The sequence below is a fragment of the Paenibacillus sp. FSL H3-0286 genome (assembly GCF_045040705.1).
Taxonomy (GTDB): Bacteria; Bacillota; Bacilli; order Paenibacillales; family Paenibacillaceae; genus Paenibacillus_AQ; species Paenibacillus_AQ odorifer.
Genome location: NZ_CP150285.1, coordinates 5,855,304 through 5,871,671 on the forward strand (window position 1 = coordinate 5,855,304; position 16,368 = coordinate 5,871,671).

General features: G+C 43.6%; 15 protein-coding genes. 6 read left to right on the top strand and 9 right to left on the bottom strand.

The window, feature by feature from the left end; translation table 11 throughout:
* Positions 1 to 12 precede the first annotated feature (12 nt).
* Together MHB37_RS26140 and MHB37_RS26145 are read right to left on the bottom strand one after the other, a co-directional pair.
* Complete coding sequence (locus MHB37_RS26140) at positions 13 to 654, bottom strand: SGNH/GDSL hydrolase family protein (protein WP_076129213.1); 642 nt, start codon at positions 652 to 654, stop codon at positions 13 to 15.
* 5 nt (positions 655 to 659) lie between these two features.
* Entirely contained in the window at positions 660 to 1,571 is a 912-nt protein-coding gene (locus MHB37_RS26145) for a dihydrodipicolinate synthase family protein (RefSeq protein ID WP_038573110.1), read from the bottom strand.
* Positions 1,572 to 2,078: 507 nt separating this feature from the next.
* Here MHB37_RS26145 and MHB37_RS26150 point away from each other — a divergent pair.
* Positions 2,079 to 2,264 (top strand): hypothetical protein, encoded by a 186-nt coding sequence (locus tag MHB37_RS26150; RefSeq protein ID WP_036679656.1) that lies wholly within the window; start codon positions 2,079 to 2,081, stop codon positions 2,262 to 2,264.
* 200 nt (positions 2,265 to 2,464) lie between these two features.
* Here MHB37_RS26150 and MHB37_RS26155 read toward each other — a convergent pair whose 3' ends face one another.
* Positions 2,465 to 3,394, bottom strand: coding sequence for an aminoglycoside phosphotransferase family protein (locus MHB37_RS26155; protein ID WP_076218773.1), 930 nt, complete (start codon positions 3,392 to 3,394; stop codon positions 2,465 to 2,467).
* A 248-nt stretch (positions 3,395 to 3,642) separates the two neighbouring features.
* On the opposite strand from MHB37_RS26155, the gene MHB37_RS26160 reads away from it, so the two are divergent.
* The 4 genes from MHB37_RS26160 to MHB37_RS26175 all read left to right on the top strand — a co-directional run bounded on the left by MHB37_RS26160 (position 3,643) and on the right by MHB37_RS26175 (position 7,443).
* Positions 3,643 to 4,854 carry a sugar efflux transporter gene (locus MHB37_RS26160; protein ID WP_052097297.1) on the top strand — a complete coding sequence of 404 codons (1,212 nt, stop codon included), beginning with the start codon at positions 3,643 to 3,645 and terminating at the stop codon, positions 4,852 to 4,854.
* An 87-nt stretch (positions 4,855 to 4,941) separates the two neighbouring features.
* Entirely contained in the window at positions 4,942 to 5,490 is a 549-nt protein-coding gene (locus tag MHB37_RS26165; protein ID WP_339244764.1) for a hypothetical protein, read from the top strand.
* A 263-nt stretch (positions 5,491 to 5,753) separates the two neighbouring features.
* Positions 5,754 to 6,287 carry an RNA polymerase sigma factor gene (locus MHB37_RS26170; RefSeq protein WP_076129163.1) on the top strand — a complete coding sequence of 178 codons (534 nt, stop codon included), beginning with the start codon at positions 5,754 to 5,756 and terminating at the stop codon, positions 6,285 to 6,287.
* The gene (locus tag MHB37_RS26175) at positions 6,274 to 7,443 is read left to right on the top strand and encodes a DUF4179 domain-containing protein (protein ID WP_339169596.1); all 1,170 of its coding nucleotides are present in this window, start codon (positions 6,274 to 6,276) and stop codon (positions 7,441 to 7,443) included. Before MHB37_RS26170 ends, MHB37_RS26175 begins: the two co-directional genes overlap by 14 nt.
* Positions 7,444 to 7,541: 98 nt before the next feature.
* Here the strand turns inward: MHB37_RS26175 and MHB37_RS26180 are convergent, their stop codons facing one another.
* Positions 7,542 to 9,494, bottom strand: a complete 1,953-nt coding sequence (locus MHB37_RS26180; protein WP_076303269.1) for an AraC family transcriptional regulator — start codon at positions 9,492 to 9,494, stop codon at positions 7,542 to 7,544.
* A gap of 121 nt (positions 9,495 to 9,615) precedes the next feature.
* Between MHB37_RS26180 and MHB37_RS26185 the strand changes: the two genes are divergently transcribed.
* Complete coding sequence (locus tag MHB37_RS26185) at positions 9,616 to 9,996, top strand: hypothetical protein (protein WP_405168683.1); 381 nt, start codon at positions 9,616 to 9,618, stop codon at positions 9,994 to 9,996.
* A gap of 173 nt (positions 9,997 to 10,169) precedes the next feature.
* Here the strand turns inward: MHB37_RS26185 and MHB37_RS26190 are convergent, their stop codons facing one another.
* The 5 genes from MHB37_RS26190 to MHB37_RS26210 all read right to left on the bottom strand — a co-directional run bounded on the left by MHB37_RS26190 (position 10,170) and on the right by MHB37_RS26210 (position 16,216).
* Complete coding sequence (locus MHB37_RS26190) at positions 10,170 to 10,634, bottom strand: phage tail protein (RefSeq protein ID WP_076194578.1); 465 nt, start codon at positions 10,632 to 10,634, stop codon at positions 10,170 to 10,172.
* Positions 10,635 to 10,726: 92 nt separating this feature from the next.
* Complete coding sequence (locus tag MHB37_RS26195) at positions 10,727 to 11,626, bottom strand: hypothetical protein (protein WP_076219520.1); 900 nt, start codon at positions 11,624 to 11,626, stop codon at positions 10,727 to 10,729.
* 623 nt (positions 11,627 to 12,249) lie between these two features.
* The gene (locus MHB37_RS26200) at positions 12,250 to 12,666 is read right to left on the bottom strand and encodes a hypothetical protein (RefSeq protein ID WP_081390604.1); all 417 of its coding nucleotides are present in this window, start codon (positions 12,664 to 12,666) and stop codon (positions 12,250 to 12,252) included.
* A gap of 32 nt (positions 12,667 to 12,698) precedes the next feature.
* Positions 12,699 to 14,438 carry an ABC transporter ATP-binding protein gene (locus MHB37_RS26205; protein WP_076194572.1) on the bottom strand — a complete coding sequence of 580 codons (1,740 nt, stop codon included), beginning with the start codon at positions 14,436 to 14,438 and terminating at the stop codon, positions 12,699 to 12,701.
* Positions 14,435 to 16,216, bottom strand: coding sequence for an ABC transporter ATP-binding protein (locus MHB37_RS26210; RefSeq protein WP_076219529.1), 1,782 nt, complete (start codon positions 16,214 to 16,216; stop codon positions 14,435 to 14,437). Before MHB37_RS26210 ends, MHB37_RS26205 begins: the two co-directional genes overlap by 4 nt.
* Positions 16,217 to 16,368: the final 152 nt, after the last annotated feature.

Genomic DNA, 16,368 nt, shown 5'->3' on the forward strand with positions numbered 1-16,368 from the left:
AGCATAGAACCTTTAATTTAAAATCCGTTTGGCATGGTATTGCACTAAATCGGCCATGCTGCGATGTCCTTGCGGATCAAGATGCATATAATCAATTTCATTCATCGATACATGGTCTCTGGAATCTACAAAGTGGATACCAGTTCCCGTTAGCAAAGCTGCAAGATGCTCAGCGAGCTCCATAGACTTCTCACTACACCCGCTACCCATTGGTTTGCCAATAGGGGTATGAATATACTCTGCTCCAATCGGAGGGGGCGCGATTACTAGAACCTCTGGAGCCTTCCCCTCAGGTCCTGCACCGCTACCTTTAGCTTTAAGAGCCAGTCTAACAATACCTTGTGCGATGTTATAAGAAGTTAATCCAAACCTTTCTTTGGTATCATTGGTCCCAAGCATGATCACAACCAAGTCTAATGGCGAATGTGACATCAGGCAGGGATAGATATAGGAAATTCCAGAAAGTCCTTCGAATAGAGGGTCCTCACTGACACTTGTTCTGCCGGGAAGCCCTTCTTCGATCATACGGTAGGCGTCACCCAATTCTGTATGAAGAATTCCCGTCCAACGAATATCATCCTTAAATCTGCGGTCTGTCTCTGCGTCGTAGCCCCAAGTATTAGAATCGCCAAAGCATACGATGGATTTCTTCATTTGTCTTAACCGCAATATCTTTCAATAGCTTGATCAATCAATTTCATAATGTCTGCGATCGGACCAGCATCTTCAGCGGCTACTGCCTCAAGCGGTGCTCTTACGCTACCAATGTTTACGCCTCTTAATTTTAGAATCTCTTTTATTCCGGCATACATGGCACCTTTCAGCGAACAAAGGGCGATGATAATATCGTTGATATCGCTTTGAATTTGTCCAGCTTCTTCGAACTTACCAGCCTTAACAAATTCATTTGCTTGCAGGAACAGCTCAGGCATAACCGCATAGGTTCCACCGATTCCCGCATCCGCTCCCATGATTCTTCCCGCAACATATTGTTCATCCGGTCCATTAAATACCACTACATCTTTTCCACCCACTCTTTTGAATCTTTCAATATCCATAGTCGGCATGGAGGAGTTCTTCACACCAATCACCTTTTTGTTCGCAAGCAGCTTCTCAAATAGGGACGGAGTCAGTGTATATCCAGTAGTCTGAGGAATGTTGTAGATGATGAAGCTTAGAGGGGTTGCCTCCATAATCTCGCTCCAATATTTATAGACTGCACTATCAGGTAACTTGAAATATATAGGCGGGATTGCGGATAATGCATCGTATCCTAAGGTTGCAGCATGTTTCGCTAACTCAATACTATCTCTAGTGGAAGGGGCACCCACGTGGGCAATCAGTGTCATTTTACCTTTCAGGTTACTAGCTACGTAGCTTAGTACCGCTTTGCGTTCGTCGAGACTCTGGTAAATACATTCTCCTGAGCTGCCTCCCACATATACACCTTGAACTCCTTTTTCAAATAAGTAATCACATAAAGCATGCGTCCGGGATTCCGAAATATTTCCTTGATCGTCATAGCAGGCATAAAAGGCAGGTATAATTCCGTGGAACTTTGTGAGTGTCATTGTTAATCCCCCTTAAGTTGTGAGCGGTTTCTTTTCTACATAAACAAAATATCATTATATTTTGCTTTTGTAAATTATTTTCTCTATTTTTTGAAAAATAAAATTTATTTCCACCAATCTTATTTATGATTAGCAAAATAATGGTTTTCAGTGCAACTCGCAGCTAATAATCATTTATTTTTCCATATTCATTAGAAAATAATCCTGTAAATTCTCCACCCTAAATTTATTTCTTCAGGGCAGTATTTGTTGGATATACGGATGTAAAATAATTTAAAAAAGTGGTACTAATGAGTATCCTTTCAGCTTCGTTAAAAATGTCTCCTACAGGGAGACACTTCTCTCCAGATGAAGCACAAAACCTAAATAACACACAATGTTCACTGAATAATCTGTGTTTTTCAGACGGACACACCTTTTAAAAAATGGAGTTTAGGATTATAATGAAAGCGTAAACAAAGAACAACAAAATCTATTTTGTTTCTTCGCCAAAGGAGGCTGGAGGAAATGCTAGCAGGACTTAAGGAACTTAAAAATTGGGTGACAGAAAACTGGAATCCAACATTGAATACAGGTAATGAGGACTACCGGAAAATGGAGTACTCCGTGGAGCGCCATCTGCACACTCCGCAATCTCCGAAACCACTTAGCTATGAAGAAGAGGCTCGCATCAAGACCGTTAAATTTCATTAACTAACCCTTCAGATAAAGATTGATTCATAACGAAGACATCAGACCGCCAGTTCTGGAAGCAATTTCAGTGGATGCGGTCTTTTATTATGCCTTGTAGTTGTATACCGAAAAAACCTCCTCCACCCTAAAGGGTGAAGAAGGCTAATAGGTTACTTTCAAGGACATGGCAGTAGGTTATCAATTCAAAGGCCTTGTTTAGTTCATCCTTCGATAAACCTCAGCGCGCGTTCCGATTGATAATCAGCTAGGCCTTGGGCGAATTGTTGATCAGGAAATCCTCTATGCAGCAGCTTTAATCCACCTGAAGTTAAGGAGACATGATGGTGGAATTGATAAAATAACAGCCTATCATGATCCAGAGCATCGTTCTTTAAGTACCGGTAGAAATCCCCAAATCTCATCTGCAAAAAACTATGCTCATGCTCAATATCATAAAACATTGCTCCTTCGATATCGATCAAGAAAGGTTCCAGTTTATCGTTAACCATAACATGGTCAGGACCCAGTTCCCCGTGAATAAACCCATATTGCTGTCTGGGTTGAATTTTTGATTCAAGCTCGTACAACTTATCGAGCAGTTTGCTTTGATTAGACCTGATCTTCTCAATATGTTGGGAGGCATAGGCTAGCTGTACTTTCGCATTTTCCATTTGTAATAAATGACATTGCCCCATGCTGCTCTCGTTAGCATTTGCTTTCCCAAAAACATGCCTCTCGTGGGTATGCATAGCAGTAAGCATCTCCCCCACACGCTGAAAAACTTTATCTTGAACACGTAACTCGGGATGATGAAAATAGGTTTCTGCCATTCTTCCATCTATATATTCAACCAGAGCATAATCGAAAGAGTAACGATCTCTTACCTTATTCAGATCATAAAGAGCAGGGGTCTGAATTCCATGTTGTGTTAAGTACCTGTTATTTAATTCGAATAAATGACTTCCATAGGATTGTTCGTTTATATCTTCATTTTCTTTTTCTTCTTTAAAATAATTCATGGAAAGATCCCACACATACAAAACGCAGGAAAATCCATTACTGCACTCAATCTTGTAGACCACCTTTTGTGCGCCGCCATGCATGCGCGAAACACGAGCAACGAAATAACTGCTGCCAAAAACCCTACTAATATAATCCTGTAAGTCAGCCTTATCGAGATGACAAGTAACGTCCATTAACAACACTCCATTTATTAGGTTTTGCCGGCTTCACAATAGTAAATAAAATCCAGCCGAAAGTATAGACTTATTCTTTCTGATCAATTATGATGTTGAATAAGGTCTTGAAAAAAACAAGCATACAAAAAGCCGTTGGAATCAATTTCAACGGCTTTTTTTTATGAAATATCTATACAAATATAGAGGAGTACTTTCACAACATGTTCAAACGACTAACTGCACTATTTTCGATTCCCTCTTATGGCTTACTCTTTTTATGTATGTTACTGCAGGGGATGGGGATTTCACTCAGCGCACCCTTTTTATCCATTTATTTCACGGAACAGCTTGGAGTATCTGTCGGGCTGTTTGGTGTTTTTCTGGCCACCACGTTAATTGCCGGGATATGGATCAGTACACTAATCGGAAGACGCTCTGACCTCGGCTTAAATCGAAGAAACATTTACCTTGTCTCCACGCTCTGTAATGCTCTGGCTTATAGCGGATACTTGCTCATTGGGGATTTTACGATCTTATTCATCTACATGATTGTGTTCACCGCTCTAGGTGCACCAGGGATGCCTCAATTGTTCGCCATAGCTAGAGAAGCAGTGAATAAGAGCGATTTTACGGATACTGCGTTTGCAAATTCTACCTTGCGTTCTGCTTTCTCTCTCGGCTTTATTACAGGTCCTTTAATCGGTACTCTGCTAATTGCTGCTGTTGGGTTTAAAGGGATTTTCTCGGGCACCATCGGAGTATTCCTGCTGGTTGCCTTACTTATTTCACTATTCCTGAAATCAAATACAGAAGTGAAAAGCAGTACTGCAGAAGTAAAAGTAAAAAGTTTCCGGTTGGGTCAGAACCGTAATGTTCTGCTTCCTTTTCTGATTATGATACTCATGTATGTAGCCCACTGGACGAGTAGCATCAATACTGCCCTCTTTATTACTAACAATCTAGGGGGAACAACAAGCGATGTCGGTTTAGTCAGCAGTATTTGTGCTGCGCTGGAAATTCCTTTTATGATCATGCTGGGACTACTTAGTGCGAAATACAGTAACCGAATCCTGATGATGTGCGGAGCCATTTTCGGAGGAGCTTATTATCTCGTTGTCATTACTTCAGGCGCGATGTGGCAAATGCTTGCAGCCCAAATTTTGCTTGCCTTTTTTGTTGCCGTTATTTCAGCGATTGGCATTAGCTACATTCAGGATCTGCTTCCAAACATGCCTGGGTATGCATCCACGCTCTACTCTAATTCATCCACGATCGGCAGACTGATTGGCAGTCTTGTTGGCGGGTTATTAGCTAGTGTTGTTGGGTACCGGTACTCATTTGTGCTCTGTTTCATACTCGTCATTATTTCTACAATCATGCTTGCGGTAAGCGGACGTTACTCTGTAGATGATCCACAAAAACTAGCGATTTAATCCGCTTTTTCGGGCTTCATTCAGCCCTTGAAACTTCTCCATATTTTCTCGCGACTAACTAACATATCCTTAAAAAGGTGGGGTTAGATGTTAAAAACTATTGCAAGAATGCTCATGTTGATGTCTTTAATCTTTCTGGCAGCATGTGCAGGGGATGTTAAACCCATCGAGGAGCCGAGCACAGGAGCAAATACGCCAACCCAAAGTCCAGCGATGAATACGCAGAAGCCGCAAAACACAGAACCCAAGCAGCCAAATGAAACTAGTTTTAAAGCAGAATTGTCGATAAATCTGAAATCATATTCAGATCAATTGACAGAGTATGATCTCCCCGCACTTGAAGTGCTGGAAAAAAACCTAACTGCTTTGGTTGAGCATGACCACACACTTTTCCAATCCGGGTTCGTAAACAAAAAACTAGCAGATGCTATGGAACCTTATTATGACGAACAATATCAGTACAAATTCACAGACATCGAAAGCATCGATTCCATGTTACCCAACGAACATCAGGTGAATATAACGGTAATCGGACAACGCTTGGATATGGCCGCAAAGACAGTTGAAAATGTAAAAATGCTATACGCTATTCGGCCAAACGATCAAGGGGAATGGGTCATTTATATCATTGATTGATTGATTGATTGACTGACTGACTGACTGACTGATTGATTGACTAACTGACTGACTTGCTTATGAAAAATCGTCGACCGATTCCTGACAGGGAATTTGAACGGCGATTTTTTTGTGAAAAAAAACCAATTTCTCACCTTGCTAGCATTGCGAGATGCGGAGAATTGAATCATGTTTGTGGTAACCTTCTAGCTACCTACCCGATCTAATATTTAAGTAACGTTACGAACATCCTAAGACTTCTAGTCAAGAAAGCAGGTAAATCTTTGCATATAGATCCTATTGTCGTCAAAGCCAAAGCTGGAGACCCTGAAGCATTCGTGCAGTTGATGCAGGAGATAGAGTTACCTTTATACAGAACTGCAAGGTCCATCGTCAACAAAGAAGAAGATTGTGCAGATGCCCTGCAGGAGACGATGCTTAAAGCCTTTAAGAACATCCATACACTCAGAGAGCCCGCTTTTTTCAAAACGTGGATCTTCCGGATTCTGATTAATGAATGCAATAAAATGCTCAAAAACAACTCAAGAGCCCTCCCTTATGGAGAGCTTCCCGAAGTCCCTTCCACTTCCAAGGATTATGAGAAAATCGAATTATGGGATGCCGTTCAACATCTTGAGGAGAACCTCCGGATTGTCATTCACCTTCACTACCTACAGGACATGCCGATCCGTCAAATTTCCGACATTCTCGAAATTTCTACGGTTGCTGTGAAGACCCGGCTGCATCGCGCCCGCAAAAAGCTAAAGCATTCATCTCAATTCAATCAAGAAATGGAGTTGCGACATGGTAAACACTAAGTTAGAAGAACAGTTAAAGAACTGCCAAAGCCTACTTCCCGCTCAGTTATCGGATATTGCCCGCTCCAAACTGAATGAGACTTACCAAATCATCAGGGAGACCGATAATTCCATTTCCCCCATTCAGAGAAAGATGGATGCATCAAGAACTTTTAATAAGTGGTTGATTTCCACTGCAGCCGCTGCAATTCTTGGAGTTACAGTCCTCGCTTCCGGCTTTGTATCGCCCGCAATGGCTGGTGCACTCAAGCAAATTCCGGTTTTGGGACAAATCTATTCATTATGGGGCGAAAAAAACTTAGATCCCGGTGTTCAACAAGCCGGGGATTTCATCACAAACGTAAACCAAAGCGTGACCCATAGCGATGTGACCATGAATATCCCAACGTTGTTATTTGACGGAACCCGAATTCTTATGAACCTAACCACTCCTGGAAACCGTCTGGCTTCGGAGCCCAATTCGCCGCCTTCAGATGCCAATAAAGGGGCGGTGGATAAGTTTGAGGTTCTCTATAAAGGTCAACCTCTGCTCTGGAGTTACGAACACATGGATGGTGAGACTGCTTCCAGCATAATGGTTCAGGTTTTGAATACTTATTATGATCCGAGCACAACAACACAGACTGTCCAGTTCCCTGATCAGTTTGACTTGACTGTAAATGTAACGTTAAAGGGTTACGATGTCCCGTTCGAATTCGTTCTGCCTGTTACCAAATCAACGCCTGTTACCGCACTAACTTCAGAGGAGACCAAGCATCACGATAACATTAACTTGCAGATCAGTAAGGTAGAAATCACCCCAATCACAACGCAGGTATCCATTGAGTACAAAACCAAACCGGGCCAGAGCGTAGAAGAAATGCTCGCTTCTATCCCTTCGAAATATAAGGGTGCTAACGGGGGCGTCATCGCTCTTCAATTTGACATTGTCGATGAACGTGGCGTTCAACTGAAGCCCATCGGTGCTCACCCCTTAAGCGAATCTTATAATGTTCGTTTTGAACCCTTCAAGACTATACCGAATACCGTAACCATCAAACCGTACTTAGTCATTTCCGAAGGTCAAGCCCTAGCTGGGACTAAAGGACTGTGGGAAGACAACAATATGGTCAAGGAATATATCCCTGAGCTGGAGACTGTACTTTCGGTCCAATAGTTCATTTGTAAAAGGGTATGCAAAACTACAAAAGACGAAGCCATAATAGGCTTCGTCTTTATATTTAGATGGCTTCAGGTAGGTTCAATCCAATAAGGTTATTTTGATGAAGCCAGCTTCGATAATTTGTCGGCAATATCTTCGGCTTGTAATAAGGAGGAGTATGAATCTGCTGCAAAATATTTTTCCATATCAATCTCAATCATTCGATTGTTTTTGACTGCATCCAACATCTTCCATGTTGCTGGCAACTTAGGCGGTTCTTTGTCCTTTACGGTAAGGACAATAACGTAGTCACCTACATAATCATTTACCGTTTCCCAAGAAACTTCAACCCGGCTCATTTCCTTATCAATGATTTCACTTTGAACTTTTGGAGCGGGATTCAGACCCAAAATATCGTAAGTAGCTCTGCCGCCTCTCTCACCCTGATTACCAATGACCATTAAAAATTTCTCTACGGTGATATAATCTACGATAGAAATAGTTGCATCTTTTGCAAGTACATTATTAATTTTTTCGCGGGCAGCTATTTTACGTTTTTCGAAATCTGCCACAAACTGTTTAGCCTCTTCTTCTCGATCCAGAATTTCTCCCATAGCTGTAATCTCTTCTTGAATCGTTGCGTATTTACTTGTATCAAATAATACGGTCGGTGCGATCTTAGAATAGTTACTATAAGCATCTTTATTCCAGGTTATGATGACGTCTGGCGCTAGCTCTAATACTTTTTCAAAAGAAATACTTCCTTCTGCCCCTATATCTTGTACCGTCTCATCTAAGAAAGGTTTGAGAAACTGAGAATACTCCAGTTGGGTATTTGATGCTCCAACCGGTACTACCCCAACTGCTAAGACTGGTCCCAAATCCCAATCAACTACAACACGTTGGGGATTGGCTGGAACATTAACATCCCCCATGACCGTTGTTATTTTCCGTAAACCCGTATTTTCAATGGCCTGATTGGAAGGTTTACTTTGTGTTGGTTCTGCTCCCGCATTGCTATTACGGCTAGTGTTCCCATTTCCGCAAGCTGTAAGTAACAGTGTGAGCACAAGCATTAGCATTAATCCTTTTTTCGTTTCGATCCCCTTTAACATCTGTTTATCCCCTTCAAGTTTTAATTGATAATGATTATCATCATCAATATAACAAGCAGAAGAATATTTGCCCATGGAGGATAAGAACTCTTGCCATGGACTATCTGAAACGATCAAACCTGACTTCACCTTATTTTTGTATTGAACTGGCGTTGTCCCAACCTGCTTCTTAAACAGACGGGTAAAATAAAAGACATCACTATAACCTACGCTTACAGCAATCTCCTGTACGGTGGCATCGGTTTGAATCAGTAACTCCTTCGCTTTAGCCATCCTGGTCTGAATTACATATTCAATGGGACTTCTCCCTGTACGGCGTTTGAACTGCCTCGATAAGTATTGAATGCTATAATTCCATACTTCTGCCATAGATTCAAGTGAAATAGGTTCATAATAATGTTTGTGAATGTATTGAATGATCTGTTCCACTAAATCTATTTCTTTGGGGGCAACTCCTTGAAGCTGTAACTGCTGGACAAGTGTATATACAAACTGATAAAACTGGATTTTCGCCTGGAACCGTTCCATAGCCGGTCTGCGATTCCATTCCTCATACATCGATTCCGCATGACGGTATAAAACAACCGGAGAATTTGGTTTACATGCATATTGCAGATGAAAAGGGTTATTTATATAATAGGATTTCAATATTGTTTTACTAGCTTTAGTAGAAATACTACCTCTATATAAAATGTAATAGTATGTGACATCCTCATGTCCAACCTCGAACTTGATGTTACTTCCTTTTCCCGCATGTAAAACAAAGAATCGTTCTAAGGAATGCCTATTACCATCCAACCAGATAGCACCTTGCCCCCGCACGACAAATATAAAACAACTAGCTGGGAGTATATGTTGCTGTTTACTCTGTCTACGTATCACATGTTGGCGAATATCCACCAGTTGAATCCATGAAGCGTCCCATACCTGGATGTATTCTTCCCAATTCACTGTTAAACCTCCCAAGTCCAAAAGCATGCTAACCCTTTGCAGCTGCAAATCCCTATACAAACCAAAATCGTAAACGATAACCATTATCATTGTCAAATGATAGGTGACTTGTCGAACACATTTGAATGGATCAAATCTGATGCCCCCGGAGAGTCTCCAACCAAGTCGATATAGCCAAGCCACCTCAGCTCTTTTCTACGGGATTTATCCCGTACATTTCACCGTCCCAGCTACTTCAGCTCTTATTTGCGGGATTTATACCGCACATTCCACCGTTCCAGCCACCTCAGCTCTTTTCTACGGGATTTATCCCGTACATTCTACCGTTCCAGCCACCTTAGCTCTTTTCTACGGGATTTATACCGTACATTTTACCGTTCCAGCCACCTCAGCTCTTTTCTACGGGATTTATACCGTACATTTTACCGTTCCAGCCACCTCAGCTCTTTTCTACGGGATTTATACCGTACATTTCACCGTTCCAGCTATTCATGCAAAATAATTATGAAGTACGCTCGCAACTCCAGTTTTCGTTGCTCTATATAATAAATTCGGCCTCTTGAATGAGAGTCCATTCCCATAGATAACCTACGCAAATTATCTATATCGGCAAGATTTAGGGCCATCCTTTTACAGGATGGCCCTCTCATTGATTAAGTTGCAATTTTGCTAACCTTAATACTCTCCTTTAATTACAAAAAATGAACCCCGAATTGTTCCGGCTAGCTTGGACTTCTGCCTAGCAAACTTAAACTTCTCTTCTAGCTCCTTTGGGATCTCCATCCCCTCAGAAAGCTTAAAACCAACAGCCCGCTTCTTAGGGTCATCCACCGTATACATAACGTTCACCGCAAGACCATCCTCATAAAAGACATAAGCGAATTTAATATTTTCCACTTGAAAACGCGATGTTTCTAAAGGCTTGGCCGCAAACTCAATATCACGTTCTTCTTTTAAAATTCGGTTCACATAATCAAGGGTCTCCTGACTTTCGCTGGCTCGTACAACCGTAAACTCATGTTTGTATTTGTTCATAAAGTAACGGGCCTCATTAGCACGCAGACCAGCAAGTGCATCTACTACAGGTGAAGATTCTAACCCAACCGTAGACACATTTTTAAAATCAACGATATAGGACATTTCCATCTCTCCTTTTCTCTCATTATTACCAAAAAAACTTATCGTTACTTAGGATACGGTTCGCGTGTTGTCTGTAACAGCAAGTTTCTGTGTTAACTGCTGTGCTCTTTTTCTATTAAAGTGACCATCTCACGCTTCCACTTTTCTCGCTCCTCTGGCGGGATCGGCTCCCCTTTGTCATACAGAAATCTAATCATATAGAACCCATCCTTCGTAAGCAGGCTGGTAACAAGTTCATGTTCTAATACATTATTGTTCATCAACTGCGTCTCCACTATAGAGCTATTAACAGTCTGATGCAGTACTTGAGCAGTCAACAAGGTCTCTTGGGAGATATAATCCGCTGTATGCTTCTCTACAGAAGATGCCTCTATCTTATCAAAATAATTAATCGTGAACGTATGCGAAGGTTCGTACCGATGGTATTCTCCTAACGGATAATATCCGATAAATTGACTGTTACTGTAGATATGGAAGGTTGCAGGTACATAGCTATCAAGCTGAAAATACGGGATGAATCGCGCAATGCCTGAATTGATCTCTTCTCCAGGAGGAATGACCGCATCCACACCACTAAGGAAATCACCCTTCTTATCTACAAAAATCGTGCTATAAGGGCTGTACCTCGTAATCCAAATTGAACCATTCTCCTTCACAGCCTCAACGTAATAACTGATAATTTGATTTCTTTTTTCCTCACGTTCATCGGCGGGGTTGATACAGGTATGAATGTGCTTCCGAGTGTATGTAAAGACTGCTTTAGTGGCATCCATTGACAGCAATTCAAATTCGAGAATTTCAGATTTTATATTATAGATTTGAAATGTCATCATTAATTGAAAGTGATTTAAAAAGGACATTCCCCTTTTATCTGGATGAAATCTTTTGCTCAAACCTTCTTCATCCTTATCCATATAAGCCTGCTCCAAGCCTTCAACCAAGGCCTGTAGCTCCTCTTTTGTGATGCCTTTATTTTTTTTAAAGAAAAACATGTCTTCTCTCCCCTCATCATCAATCTACTTCCAATTACTTGCTCCTATTTATTATACGGGCATACCTGTGTACTTTTCTAGTTATGAAGAAACCATCCCTGACAAAGAAATGGTTTCTTTGAGTAGGTATACCTTTCGGTCATCCCTACATTTTTAAAATGTTCACGAACTAACCTAAATTGTTCTTCTACGCTCATGTTTGGTGTTCTTTCTATGGTTTTGATGCCCAGCTTAGTGCATTCTCTCTTCCGGGATAAACGGTAATATAAATTCAGGCATTATTCCTAAATCTATTTGGATTGGTTGGTCATCAGGTAACTTCAGCAAGTCAATAATAAAGAATTCCATCATCTCTTCGACCACTTGAAATAACCATTGGCTAGAGATCATCCTCTAATGTTTGAAAACCTAATTCCTCTACAAACTTCTTGGTTTAATTCTTCTTTCAAATAATTATTATTTATCTTCATCCAACACACCCCATTTATATTTCAAAAAGCTTACTCTGACACGTTGGTTGTGAGGGGTTGGCAGATTCTTATCTTTCTAGATAAAAAAAGCCTTCCCCACCCAAAAGGGTGAAGAAAGCTTTAATGTGTATCCCCAAAATATGGGCAGCTATATTAGGTTTTCGTACCCGAGGATGTCTTAGTCAATTGCTCCTCCAGCCACCTTATCGCCTCAGACTCTCCAGAGAAGGCGCCTCCGGGGCAGCCGTAGGTTCTTTTAGTGGACAACGCTGTAACTGGCTTGTAGACAGCAAGCAACTTTGCATTCTGCATTACGACCGCGATGCCTGAACAATATTGGGCGATTTCCCGCTTGTTCATCTTGCACCAGTTCATATACAGCTGTGTGACCGCACGCTCTGGACGTGTGTTTTTCTCAGCAGAATGCACCATCAGCAGGCCGAAGGCAGATCGGCGCGCGAGCAGCTCTTCCCAATAAGCGATATATTCTTCTACTGTCTCCTGATCAAACGCCTCCCCCAAACTAAGGCTTATGATCGGCCAAGCGGATTCATCCTTTGTTATAGCCATACGTTTCCCTCCTAAAATGTGCCGAGCATTGCCTAAGATGTGATGCGGAATCCAACGGATTGCTGTTGCAGCTTCCAGAGCCGGTCGTACAGTCCGCCGCGCAACAGTAAGGCTTCATGTCGTCCCTGCTCGACCAGCCGACCGTCTTCCAGTACGATAATGTTGTCCGCACCGCGTATGGTTTTCAACCGGTGGGCGATAACAATGACGGTTCTGCCCGTAATCAACGCATCAATTCCTTTCTGGATTTCGGCCTCATTCTGCGGGTCAAGCGATGCAGTAGCTTCATCCAACAGCACAATTGGAGCGTTCTTGAGAATCGCACGGGCAATGGAAATTCGCTGCTTCTCCCCTCCGGACAGCGTACTGCCGCCTTCGCCTACCGGCGTGTCATAACCAAGCGGTAATTTCATGATGAAATCATGGCAGTGAGCCATTTGCGCTGCCTGCTGAATATCCCGCTGCGACGCCCCCGGCCGCCCAAAAGCAATGTTGTTCCCGATGGTATCTTGGAATAGGTACACATCCTGAAACACCACCGATACAGATCCTAGCAGATGTTCTGGATCAATATCCTTGATGTTGCGCCCACCTAGCAGAACGCTCCCTTCTTCAGGATCATAGAAACGTGAGATCAGGCGCAGCACTGTACTCTTGCCGCTGCCTGACGGGCCCACAATTGCAGTCAGTGAACCTTGCGGCATTTCCAGACTTAAATTTTTGAGAACAGGCTCTCCTCCATAGCTAAAGGTTACATTGTCAAACCGAATGGTGCTGCTTTTAGGAAGAGGACTCGTATTACCTGTCATTACCGGCTGGCGTAGCAGGTCTACTATACGTTCACCCGCTTGTTCGTTGTAGCGGAATTCGGCATAATTGGCTAGCGCCGTGGTCAATGGATCATAGATACGTGTGCCGACAATAAGGAATACTGCCAACTGCAAAATACCGAGCTCCCCCCCTAATAATAGATGAACACCTACGTATACCATTAAGGTCAGTCCCGCACGAAGAAGAGCCATAGCGGTTAGAATAACCGGACCGAACATCCCTTCCAGCTTCACACTTTCCTTCATCAAAGTTTTAAAAGAGTTATCCAGACGGACAAATCGTTCTCCCGTCAGGTTATAGGCCTTCATTACCCGTATACCATTCAAGTATTCTTGCAAGCGGTTCGCAGCGTTCAGCTTGGCCTTCATATGATCCGCTCCGAGTCTCCGCCGCAGCTTGCCCGATATATACATGATCAGGAGAGCAACCGGCAGAGCTACGAACATAGAAAGCGCCATCCGCCAGTCCAGAAACAGTAAACCAGCAAGTGCAAATATCGGCAGGACAAAAGCTCCCGCAAGCTGTGGCAGCAGATGTGAAATGCCCGTCTCAACGAGCGTGAAATCGCCCATCATCATATTGGCTAAATCACCTGGGTCCCGGCGAGTCAGGTAACCCAGCGGAAGCTTCCGCAGATGTTCTGCTAATTCCGCACGTCCCTGTGCAGCAACATTGTATGCCCCGCGGTAAGCGGTGCGATAGGCGGGAATCTCACTCAGGAACATCAGCACCATGACGGCGACAAGCCCTGCGCAGATCCACCAAAGGCGTTCTGTCTGAAGTTCTGCGCCTACAGTAATATAAGGAGCAAAAATCAACCGCACCGCCTCAATTACAAGCGCGAACGGAAGCACACTAACTAGATTAGCCAACAAGGAAAAAAGCACAGGCTTCAGCAACTGCTGCGGTTTACCGGCAGTAATATTATGCAATACCTTCATAGCTGATCCCCTCCTTTTTCCATATGCCAATCTCCGGCGTCAGTGTAGGCATGCCACATTTTTGCGTAAAGCCCGTCCGCCTCAATCAAACCTGCGTGCTCTCCACGTTCCACGATTTCTCCATCCCGCAGCACCAGAATTTGTGCAGCTTCACGTATAGAGGAGAGTCGGTGAGCAATGACAATAACCGTCTTGCCGCGCATAAGCTCCGTAAGTGCTAACTGCATATGAAACTCATTTTCTGGGTCGGCAAAAGCAGTCGCTTCGTCGAGCACGAGCACTGGTGCATTTTTGAGAATAGCCCGAGCTACTGCAATGCGCTGCTCCTCACCACCCGAGAGATAGACACCGCCCTCACCAATTAACGTATCGTATCCCTGCGGGAGCCGAGTAATGAACTCGTCGCATTGTGCCGCTCTGGCTGCAGCCTGGACTTCCTCCAAAGTCGCTCCCGGTTTGCCGACAGCAATATTCTCATACAAAGTGTCATAGAACAGGAAGGTTTCCTGAAATACAAAAGCAACTGTATTCATTAATTCATGGATTGCCATATGGCGAATATCGACTCCACCGATGCGGATTGCACCCACTTGCGGGTCCCAGAACCGCGGCACCAAGCTGGCCACCGTCGATTTTCCCGAACCTGACGGGCCTACCAGTGCTGTAACCTTCCCTTGTTCCGCACGGAATGAGACTTCGCTGAGCGCCGCTGCAGTCCCTGCATCTTCACTGTAGGAGAAGGTTACATCGACAAATTCAACGTCAAAAGTATGCGGAGATAGCGGTTCTGCTATTTCCGGTACAGGCTGCTGTGCCAAGAGACGGTCCATCCGCTCCACGCCTTCGCCAATATCCCGAGTGCTTGAAGCCAGCAGAAGTAGCTTGTAGAGCGGAGATGAAACGCCGGGTGCCATAATCAGAAAGAACAACAGCACAAGCGCAAAGGACATGGAATCCGGCCGACCGCTTAGCATGAAGACGCCCACCGGCAAAATAAAGGTAAACGGTGACGCCAGCAATGTTTTGAATAAGATATAACCTGTTTGATAACGGTCCGTATACTCCAGACAATAATCGCGGTAGCTGGTCATATCACTGTAGAACTTTCTGAAAGAATGCACCGTCTGCCCAAACACCTTAACCGCGGGCATCCCCCGTACATACTGCACCGCCGAAGTATTAATCTGCTCCAACGAATCATGATACTGCTTCACACTGGCTTTGCCTCTGCTGCTCATCATAAGCGCTGACTGCACACCTAATCCTATAATTATCGGCAGCAGGCAAGCTACCGCCAACGGCGGACTAAGCCAAAACATCGCCACGATCATCAGCACTGTAGAAGCCAGCACGCTGACTAAATCGGGAAGCTGATGCGCTACGAAATTTTCCACCTTGTCGACATTCTGCTCTAGCGTCTTCTTGACCACGCCTGTTGAAGTCCCGTTCAGGAAACCGAGCGGCAATCTGCCCAAATGCTCGGTCATTCGCACACGCAAATTATATTGAATACGAAAAGCCGCAATATGCGAGCACATAATACCACAATACGAAGTCACCAGCCCTCCGATTAACCCTCCAAGTGCAATCCACCCCCAGCGGATCATATACGCACCGTCGACCTGTCCAGGCGATGAAGCATGGCGCAGCAGCTCTGCCAAAATGAAATAAACAGACAAAAACGGAATCAGCATTAATACAGCGCTGACAGATGACAATATTCCGGACAAGAGCAGCAAACCTCGCTTCTCTCCGGCGATCTCCAGCAGCCTTGGCATGCCGGTTTTGGTTTTACTCACAGCCGTTCCCCCACTCTTGGTAATTACGCGCAAAAAAAGTGCACTGAGAATGATTCTCTGTGCACTAGTGTATAGGAACGTTGTTCACGATTGCTACCGTTTAAGGGATTATAATTAACCAAATCAGGAGC

Bases quoted from the DNA above. Each gene is read 5' to 3' on its own strand.
- MHB37_RS26140 (WP_076129213.1), bottom strand. From the start codon at position 654: ATGAAGAAATCCATCGTATGCTTTGGCGATTCTAATACTTGGGGCTAC.
- MHB37_RS26145 (WP_038573110.1), bottom strand. From the start codon at position 1,571: ATGACACTCACAAAGTTCCACGGAATTATACCTGCCTTTTATGCCTGC.
- MHB37_RS26150 (WP_036679656.1), top strand. From the start codon at position 2,079: ATGCTAGCAGGACTTAAGGAACTTAAAAATTGGGTGACAGAAAACTGG.
- MHB37_RS26160 (WP_052097297.1), top strand. From the start codon at position 3,643: ATGTTCAAACGACTAACTGCACTATTTTCGATTCCCTCTTATGGCTTA.
- MHB37_RS26165 (WP_339244764.1), top strand. From the start codon at position 4,942: ATGTTAAAAACTATTGCAAGAATGCTCATGTTGATGTCTTTAATCTTT.
- MHB37_RS26175 (WP_339169596.1), top strand. From the start codon at position 6,274: ATGGTAAACACTAAGTTAGAAGAACAGTTAAAGAACTGCCAAAGCCTA.
- MHB37_RS26190 (WP_076194578.1), bottom strand. From the start codon at position 10,634: ATGTCCTATATCGTTGATTTTAAAAATGTGTCTACGGTTGGGTTAGAA.
- MHB37_RS26195 (WP_076219520.1), bottom strand. From the start codon at position 11,626: ATGTTTTTCTTTAAAAAAAATAAAGGCATCACAAAAGAGGAGCTACAG.
- MHB37_RS26200 (WP_081390604.1), bottom strand. From the start codon at position 12,666: ATGGCTATAACAAAGGATGAATCCGCTTGGCCGATCATAAGCCTTAGT.
- MHB37_RS26205 (WP_076194572.1), bottom strand. From the start codon at position 14,438: ATGAAGGTATTGCATAATATTACTGCCGGTAAACCGCAGCAGTTGCTG.
- MHB37_RS26210 (WP_076219529.1), bottom strand. From the start codon at position 16,216: ATGCCAAGGCTGCTGGAGATCGCCGGAGAGAAGCGAGGTTTGCTGCTC.